This is a genomic window from Mycobacterium sp. 1245852.3 (genome assembly GCF_001669335.1).
In the GTDB taxonomy this organism is placed as follows: domain Bacteria; phylum Actinomycetota; class Actinomycetes; order Mycobacteriales; family Mycobacteriaceae; genus Mycobacterium; species Mycobacterium europaeum_A.
This window is the reverse complement of sequence record NZ_LZLL01000401.1, coordinates 1-7,728: the sequence shown is the minus strand read 5'-3', so window position 1 is coordinate 7,728 and position 7,728 is coordinate 1. Positions and strand designations below refer to the sequence as shown.

The following is a 7,728-nucleotide window of genomic DNA, read 5'->3' as shown; positions in this document are numbered from 1 at the left end:
TTGGAGTTCCCGGTTGCGAACGCGTGCACGAAGACATCCGTCACCTTCTCGCCAACCGTTGCGAGTGTGTCCCCGCCACCCACCTCGAGCATCTCGGTGTCTTTCAAATACATGTCCGCGACCATCGGCTTCGCGGCGGCAGGGGTGTCGACCTGGGACGGGGTCTTCTTGGCCGACCCCAACTGGTACGTGCCTGGCATGCCGAAGGGCGGGCTGTTGCCGGCGCCGAACGCAGCGGTCACCCAGGGTGACGCCGCGCTGACATATGGGCTGCCGATCGCGATCGTCGTGGTCAAAGACCTCAACATCTCGGTGCAATGGAGTGGCCAGGACCAAGCGTCGTTGAGCGGCAATGGCTTTGTCGGTCCGTTCTCGCTGGCGGGTGCCTCGAGCACCACGTCCGATGGGACGTGGACCTATTCGCGACCGGGCATGCAAGTGGTCGCGCTGTTGTGCAGCCACCTGCCGGTCCTCCCGCCGGCGGACGCGCCCGATCTCGTGCAGCCGCCGACGGCTGTCGGACCGCAAAGCACCTCCGCGGATGGTTCGGTCACGGCCTCGGGTTCAGACCCCGCCGCGCAGGACAACGCGGGCGGTTCCTGATCTGCCGATCAAACGCATGCCCAGAGTCCTTGTGGCCCACAGTATCAATCCGGGGCGCGGGTGGACCAATGCGAACGCCTCAAGATGACACCCCAGTGATCCGCGCCCCGCTCGGCGGGCATCAGGTGGCAGCGTAATCGAACTGCTCGGGTTTGGAGGTGTTCCAGCCGGCGAGGAAGTTCTCGTCCATGCGGTTCTGCTGGCCCAACAGCGTTGGTGTCTGCGACCTGCCGAGCTGGTTCTGTACCTCGTCGCGAAGTTTGTCGATCAGATCGAGATAGCTGATGTCGGCGCCCGACGCCGCGACGACGTTGACCAATGCCTGGGTGAGCGCGCTGTGGGTATCGGCCTCCCACGCCGACTCGTCGTATCGGCATGCCGCCACCACGCACGATTTCGACCCGGCGACGAGAGCCTTGTTGTCGTCGACACTGCAAACCACGCCATTGCCTTGGCCGACGACGTGGGAAACGTTGCCGTCGAATGCGGTGCTCCCCGGGTCGATGAGGACGCCGCAGGGCACGATCGTGGACATCGTGCTGACGCAGGACCGCACGACATCGGCGGAGTAGGTCGCCGACTTCACCGGCTCGTCGGGCGTGCCCTCATGGATGCCGCCGGAATTGCAGCTGTCGAGGATCACGGTGAAGTTGACGAAGGATGGCTGCAGCGAGTCGGCCAACGCATGCAGATCGAGGTCGGTGATCGGGGCACCGCTCGCGGGAATGAAACATTCGTAGTAGCGCTGCGGGTTTGAGTCATCGGCCGGTAGCCGGCCCCCATGGCCGGAGAAGAAAAACGTCGCCACATCCCCAGCGTCACTCTGCGCGAGCAGGTTCCTGATCGCGGCGTAGATGGCGTCACGCGTGGCGGCGCCGTCCGTCAATGACGCGATGACCGTGGCATTGAAACTCTGGCTCAAGAGCGTGTTCATCGCGTCGGCGTCGTCGAGCGAGCGGTTGAGATTGCTCACCGACCAGCCGGGCGGCAGGCTCGTCTGGGCGGTGTAGTCATTGACTCCGACGATGACTGCTCGGTGTGTCATGGTGTGCTCCTGGGGATTTCAGTAGCTTACAGCCGTACTACTTGAGAACGGCGTTTCGGAGATCGTCGAGTGTGGGCCGTGCGGCGCCCTTGACGAACACGCTGATGTCGATCTTGTTGAAGCCCGCAACGGTGTGCGGATAGCCGGCAATGTAGGACGTGTTGTCGCCGCAGTACTGCCATAGGACGATCTCGTCGAGCTGGAAGGCCTCGAGGCCGTGGCGGACCATCTGTGGGGTGTAGCTGGGGTTCCAGGCCACATCGCAGCCCATCTTGTCGGTGATGCCGAGGTCGCGCATCGCGCCGCGTCCGTAAAGCATGACGCGACTTCCGAGTTCGGACTTGAGCTGCTGTGCGCAGGCACTGACGCAGTCGATTACCTGCTGCGCGCTGGCACGGTGGTTGGTGTTCGCCGCGCCGCCCAATTCGACGTCGATGATCGGCATGATGTCACCGTGGTCCCACCCACCGGCGGCGTCGACCGCCTGCAGGTACGCCGCGGCTTGATCGGCACCGGCCGTATCGAATTTGAGGAACAGGTAGGCGCCACGGAACCAGCTACTGCCGTAACGTGATCCGCCGGCATCTTTGACCGCCGGCCAGTTCTGCGCAAACCATCCGCCGTCGTTGAAGGCATTGCCTTCCCACGCCTTGATGATGGCGCCGTAGAACTGCGGTTGGGCAACCAGCGCGCTCCAGGGCGGGTTCATTCCGCTGTCGCCGGAATACTGGTCGACGATCAGGTAGGGCGGCCCTGGGTCAGCCGACGGCGCGTCCGCTCCTGTCGAGGAGTCCCTCGCGGTGGTGTCGGCGCCGGTGTCGGGGCCTGTCGTACCGGACTTCTGTGGCTCGGGTTCCGGCGCTTCGAGGGGGTCGATTCCCGAGTCGCTGGGTGCGTCGGCGTCCGGAGCTGTATCGCTGGGGGAGTCGCCGATGACGTCACCACCGGTGTCTGTGCTGCTATCGGTGTCCCCCGAAGTATCGGTGCTGTCGTCGATGTTGGTATCGGCGTCGGTGTCGGCGCTGTTGTCGTCGTTCTGGTCGACGACCCAAGGTACGGTCATATCAATGCCTCGATCGCGGATTCGGGCGCGACAGTTGTTCTGCCGCTGGGTCTATGGCGAGGTATTCGGTTTCGGGGAGGTCCGTCCGGACCGGTGATCCGGTACCCGGCACTGCGGGATACCGGATCTCCTACCGGTGGACGATGCACCCGCGGCCTAACCGTCTGGGTGCACACACCCATTCGGCCGGCCTAGCTGTCGGCGCCGGCGAGCTCCGGCTCCGGTGTTGCAGACGAGCCGGAGTCATCCGAGCTGTCGGAGCTGTCGGAGCTGTCCGACGTGTCCGAGCTGTCCGACGTGTCGGAGGTATCGGAGGTATCGGAGGTATCGGAGGTGTCGGAATTGTCTGTGGTGTCGGTCGTTTCGGAACCGTCCGTGTTGTCCGTGCTATCCGGCGAGCTGGAGCTGTCGGAATTGCCCGACGTGTCCGAGCTGTCCGAGGTATCGGAACTGTCGGAACTGTCTGAGGCGTCCGAGGCGTCGGAACTGTCTGTAGCACTGGATGTTTCGGAGCCGTCCGAGGCTGCTACGGTGTTCGAGTCGCCCGACGTGTCCGAGGGGGCCGAGGCGTCTGAAGAGCTGGTCAGGCCGAGGAGGTCCCGCAGTTGAGGTGTCAGGTTGGAGTCCGTCGGGCGGTGAATCGTGCCCACGGTGAAGCCCTCCACCTGTTTGATGGCGCCCATCATTTTCTGGAGTTCGTCATCGCTCAACGATTTGACGAGCCGGGTGGTGTCGAGGCCGGTCAGCTGGTGAATCCGGGCGGCGTACGCGACGGGATCGTTGCGGGGGTCGCTGGCCGGGGTGTACTTCTTCATTGCGTCGGTGATGCTAAGGCTGCCATAGAGATTGGACCGCAGCACGTCGTGCAGCGCCGTCCATCCTGAGCTGTAGTCGGGAAAGATCGCAAGCCCACGCTTATCGATGCCAATCGCGTTCTTGTAGGGGAGTTTCCCCGGCAGCAGATTTCCCGGGTTGTTGTTTCGCCACGCAAGCGTACCTCCCTCGAGGATGCAGTCGGCGTAGGCGACGAAAGGATCCTGCGAGGTTCCTGGAGACAATTTGGACATTGCGCTTTTCCGTTCTTTGAGGTTGTTGAAGGTTTTATCGTCGGGAGAGCAATCCCGGGGTCGATGCGATTAGGTCTACGCCGGCTCTTGTTGGGGAACATGCGTAGCGGACTACTCGAATCGCGCGGATTGAGAAAGTACCGGTCGCCTCATCTCCAAAGCGTCATCGACGATCAGTACCGCGGACCGATCGAAAGTCATCATCCTGAAACAGATTTCTGGGTTGCGGCCCAGTGAGGGGGCCGCCTCAGTCCTCGCGGTGGCGCTTGTAGTCCCACCGCTCCAGCCATGTGGAGAGGTGGTAGGTGCCGATGCTGACCATGACCAGGAAAACGCCCTCACCGGCGACCGTTAGGCCGTTCACAGTCGTTCCATTGCGCGAGCCATTGCGGCGCGCTCGAGGTAGGCGGGGCGCCGTGGTGGATAGGATCGGCGCGGGGCGTCTGAGCGCTGCGACAACCGATGCCTGAGCGAGATGATCCAGCGATGCCGGCGCGCAGTGGCCTGCGACGCGACATCGGAAATCCCGAAGGCGGACATCGCCTCGGGCGCGCTGGTGAGAACGGGCGCCGGGGAAGCGGAGTTGGTGTTCGATGCTCCCCCGGCGCCCGGCGTCGCCGTCACCTTATCCCCCACAACAGGTGGATACGACGGCACTGGGCAAGCGGATGCGCGGTCGGCCCATACGGGCGCCGCGAGGGTAGGCGCGTCGCGGTGGGGCGCCACTGTTGCTGGATTGAATAGCATTTCGTCTCCCTGGGCTGGATTCGTACCCGTGGATTTGGTGTATGAGGAAACTTAGGTAGCCACCGGTGTTGTGGACACGCGTAGCCGACTACCCGATGTGAAAACGGGGTTGTGCGGTGCCGATCAGACATCCGGGAGCGGCGGCCGGGTGTTCGCAGGGCGCCCCTCGTTTCGGCCGGCGGCGGCTGCGATATACGAAACACTAGGCGCGCGAACGTAATTCACGGGCAGCCGCCGCCATTGAGTCCCTGACACCGGGGACTCGCCGCGCGGTCGGGCTAGCTGCGCGAGCGGGACCGCGCCCCTTGAGGCCCGGCTACTACTCGATGACGCCTCGGCGCCGACCAGCGAGCTGGAGTAGTGTCGCCGCAACCAACCCGGTCAGCCGATCTTATTGCACGCGACGATGGCCGCCAGCTCGTCGCGGTCGGAGACGTCGAGTTTGATGCAGGCCCGGTAGATGTGCCCTTCGACGGTACGCACGGACACAGTCAGCTTGTCGGCGATCTCGCGGTTGGACAGGCCTTCGGCGATCAGGGCGGCGATCTCACGTTCGCGGGAGCTGATCGGAAGGGGCCGGGCCGCGGCCCGGATCGCCGGCGTGGTGGCGCCGCCGCACACCCCGGCGAGTCGCAGTGCCCGCGCAGCTATTTCGGTGGTGTGTCGGTTATGGCCGGCGCGGTCATAGAGCACGACGGCTTGGGCGGCGGCGTCCGCCGCCGAGAGCAGCAGACCTGCGTTCTCGAAGTCGATGCTCACCGTGTCCAGGGCGCGCGGATCGGAGCCGGCCAGCGCCGCCGCGTGGCGGGCATAGAGCGGGGCCGGAGTGCCGTCGACCTGTTTGGCCAGCGCTCCCAGGCGAGCCGCGACTGTGCGGTCCCCGAAGCGGGCCGCGTGGTGCAGGGCCTCGGCTTCGATCGCGTATTGGCCTGCGCGATGGGCGGTGTCGGCGGCGGCACGCGCCAGGTCGACTCCGGTGCGTTCACCGCCGCGGGCGGCAGCGAGCCACGACTTGGCGATGATGGCCATCGGCTCGTGCAAGGCGAGGTGCGGGCCGGCGTGTTCGTTGGCGTCGGCGAGCACCCGCTCGGCTTCGGCCGTTCGGCCCAGCGCGGCATACGCCCGGGCCAGCAGCAGCCGGCACGGCAACCGCCACGGCAAGGAATTCTCGGCGTTGAGCGCGGCGAGCGACTGCTCGAATGAGGCGATGGCCGAAGGAAATTCTCCTCGGTAGACGGCGACGACGCCGGCCATGATTTTTGCGATCGCCCAACCGACGAACTGTCCCTGAGAGGAAAACCTGCTGTAGTCGGCCACCCGCTGATCGGCGAGATCCAGTTGGCCGGTGTGCGCCAGTGCCAGGATGTCGCCGTACCGGATCATCCAACGGATCATCCCGTCGGTGGGCTTCTGTTCCGCGCGACACCGTGCGGCGATCGGCTCGAAGTTGGCGCCGCGCCCGGCGACGGGCATGGCGAGGCCAGCGGCGAACGCGGCGAAGTCGACGGCCTGCTCGGGCGCAGTGGGATCGGCCAGGACGGCCTCCGCGGCCGCGATGCCCTCCTCAATCTTGTTCTGGTGCACCGCCATCGCCGCCCCAGTGGCTTCCACGACAAGGCGCAGGGCGGGGTGGGTGACCCGCTGTCGCATCACGGCCAGGATGTCCTGGGCGTGTGCCACTTCGCCCATCGACCAAAACAGTGTGGACACCCGCGGGATACCCCACCGAACCAGCTGCAGCTCGTCGAGGCCGTCGGGTTCGAACTGCGCCAGGATCGCGTCGGCTTCGGCCGGCCGCCCCTGCCACAGCACCGCGCGGGAGAGCAATTCGGCGGCGCGAAGCCCGTCGCCGTGCTCAACTGCACTGCGCGCCAAGCGTTCCCCGAGCGGCAGGTTGGCCAAAAAGACAGCGTCCCGTGCGGCGGCGACCAGCAGGCCGTTATCGGCGACCTGGTCGCTGTCGACGGACAGTTGTGCCAGGCGGATCCGGTCGGCCGCAGAGGTGATCTCGCGGCCGGACAGCACCGACACGAGGCGCCCGCGCAGCCGTCGCGCAGACGCGGTACCCGTGCGCTTGCGCACCACATCCCCGTACAGCGGATGGCTGATGCGCGCGTTGAGGACGGGACCGTCGCGCACAATGCGGACGAGCCCCTGCAGCTCGGCGGCGTCCACGGCGTCTTCACCGGCCAACTCGACGAGCGCGTCGAGGTCCAGCGGCTCGCACAACGCGAGATATTTCAGCGCGCCCAGCGCATCGGCACCGGCACGATCAAGTCGGTTCTCCAGCAGTTCGGCCAGGCCGGACGAGACGGCGGTGGGCCCGCGCAGCTGCCAGACACCGTCGACCTCGGTCAGGGTGCGCGCTTCGACCGCCCCTTCGACCATGTGCCGCAAGAACAGTGGATTGCCCCCGGAGGCCGTCCACATGACATCGGCGGACAGGCCTTCCAACGTGCCGCCCAGCACCGATTCGACCAACGCGATGCTCTGGTCCTTCGACAGCGGCTCTAGGTCGAACCGCTGCAGGTAGCCGTCTTTCCAGAGTGAGGTGACCGCATCGGGTACGGCTTCGCCGCTCCGGACCGTGGCCACGATGCGCCCGGCGCGTTCGGCGGCGATGTGGTGCAGCAGCGTGGCCGAGAGCTGATCGAGCAAATGCGCGTCGTCGACGCCGACCACCGGCTCGGCGCCGGCCAACAGATTTTCGCGCGCCGCGGCCAGCAACGCGATCGGGTCGCGCGCGCCCGAGGAACCCACCCACTGCAGGAACGCGCCCAGCGGGATGGTTTGGGACGACTCGGTGCACGCCGCCCAGTGCACTGCGGACGGCAATGTGGCGGCCACGGTGCGGGCGAGCGTCGTCTTACCGACGCCGGCGGGACCGATGAGCACAACCCCACGCTGTCCGTCGCCGGTGAGCGCGCAGCGGATCGTCGCCTGCTCCCGCGGGCGTTCGAGCAACTGCCACTGGCTGCTCATGAACGCAAAGTCTAAGGCCGCATCCGCACCGTCGCCCAGGGAGCTGGCCGCGGACCGCAAATTGACGCTGCGCCCGCTGCTCACCGCCTCCGCCGCGTGGGCCCGGGTGGAGGCGGGAAGCTGGCCGGCGCCGCTATCGGGGCAGGTCGGCGACAGTTGGCTCAAGGAGGGGGACCTCGTTCTTCTCATGGCGGAAGGTGCTGGATGCTTCGTAGACCTTG

General features: G+C 66.1%; 6 protein-coding genes. 2 read left to right on the top strand and 4 right to left on the bottom strand.

The annotated features are described in order from the left end of the window. Positions 1–111 precede the first annotated feature (111 nt). The gene (locus A9W96_RS18015; RefSeq protein WP_067141781.1) at positions 112–603 is read left to right on the top strand and encodes a hypothetical protein; all 492 of its coding nucleotides are present in this window, start codon (positions 112–114) and stop codon (positions 601–603) included. A gap of 121 nt (positions 604–724) precedes the next feature. Here the strand turns inward: A9W96_RS18015 and A9W96_RS18010 are convergent, their stop codons facing one another. The 4 genes from A9W96_RS18010 to A9W96_RS17995 all read right to left on the bottom strand — a co-directional run bounded on the left by A9W96_RS18010 (position 725) and on the right by A9W96_RS17995 (position 7,507). Next, a complete protein-coding gene (locus A9W96_RS18010; RefSeq protein WP_067141778.1) occupies positions 725–1,648 on the bottom strand; it encodes a caspase family protein in 924 nt (307 codons plus the stop codon). A 37-nt stretch (positions 1,649–1,685) separates the two neighbouring features. Further along, positions 1,686–2,711 carry a GH25 family lysozyme gene (locus A9W96_RS18005; RefSeq protein ID WP_067141775.1) on the bottom strand — a complete coding sequence of 342 codons (1,026 nt, stop codon included), beginning with the start codon at positions 2,709–2,711 and terminating at the stop codon, positions 1,686–1,688. Between the two features lie 191 nt (positions 2,712–2,902). Then, on the bottom strand, positions 2,903–3,778 hold the full coding sequence (locus A9W96_RS18000; RefSeq protein WP_067141772.1) for a hypothetical protein: 876 nt from the start codon (positions 3,776–3,778) through the stop codon (positions 2,903–2,905). A 1,128-nt stretch (positions 3,779–4,906) separates the two neighbouring features. Continuing rightward, the gene (locus A9W96_RS17995; RefSeq protein WP_067141769.1) at positions 4,907–7,507 is read right to left on the bottom strand and encodes a LuxR family transcriptional regulator; all 2,601 of its coding nucleotides are present in this window, start codon (positions 7,505–7,507) and stop codon (positions 4,907–4,909) included. Between A9W96_RS17995 and A9W96_RS32715 the strand changes: the two genes are divergently transcribed. Then, a partial coding sequence (locus tag A9W96_RS32715; protein WP_231999729.1) for a hypothetical protein occupies positions 7,506–7,728 on the top strand: 223 nt, incomplete at its 3' end. The genes A9W96_RS17995 and A9W96_RS32715 overlap by 2 nt on opposite strands.

Coding starts and splice junctions, on each gene's coding strand:
- A9W96_RS18015 (WP_067141781.1), top strand. CDS start 112: ATGTCCGCGACCATCGGCTTCGCGGCGGCAGGGGTGTCGACCTGGGAC.
- A9W96_RS18010 (WP_067141778.1), bottom strand. CDS start 1,648: ATGACACACCGAGCAGTCATCGTCGGAGTCAATGACTACACCGCCCAG.
- A9W96_RS18005 (WP_067141775.1), bottom strand. CDS start 2,711: ATGACCGTACCTTGGGTCGTCGACCAGAACGACGACAACAGCGCCGAC.
- A9W96_RS18000 (WP_067141772.1), bottom strand. CDS start 3,778: ATGTCCAAATTGTCTCCAGGAACCTCGCAGGATCCTTTCGTCGCCTAC.
- A9W96_RS17995 (WP_067141769.1), bottom strand. CDS start 7,507: ATGAGCAGCCAGTGGCAGTTGCTCGAACGCCCGCGGGAGCAGGCGACG.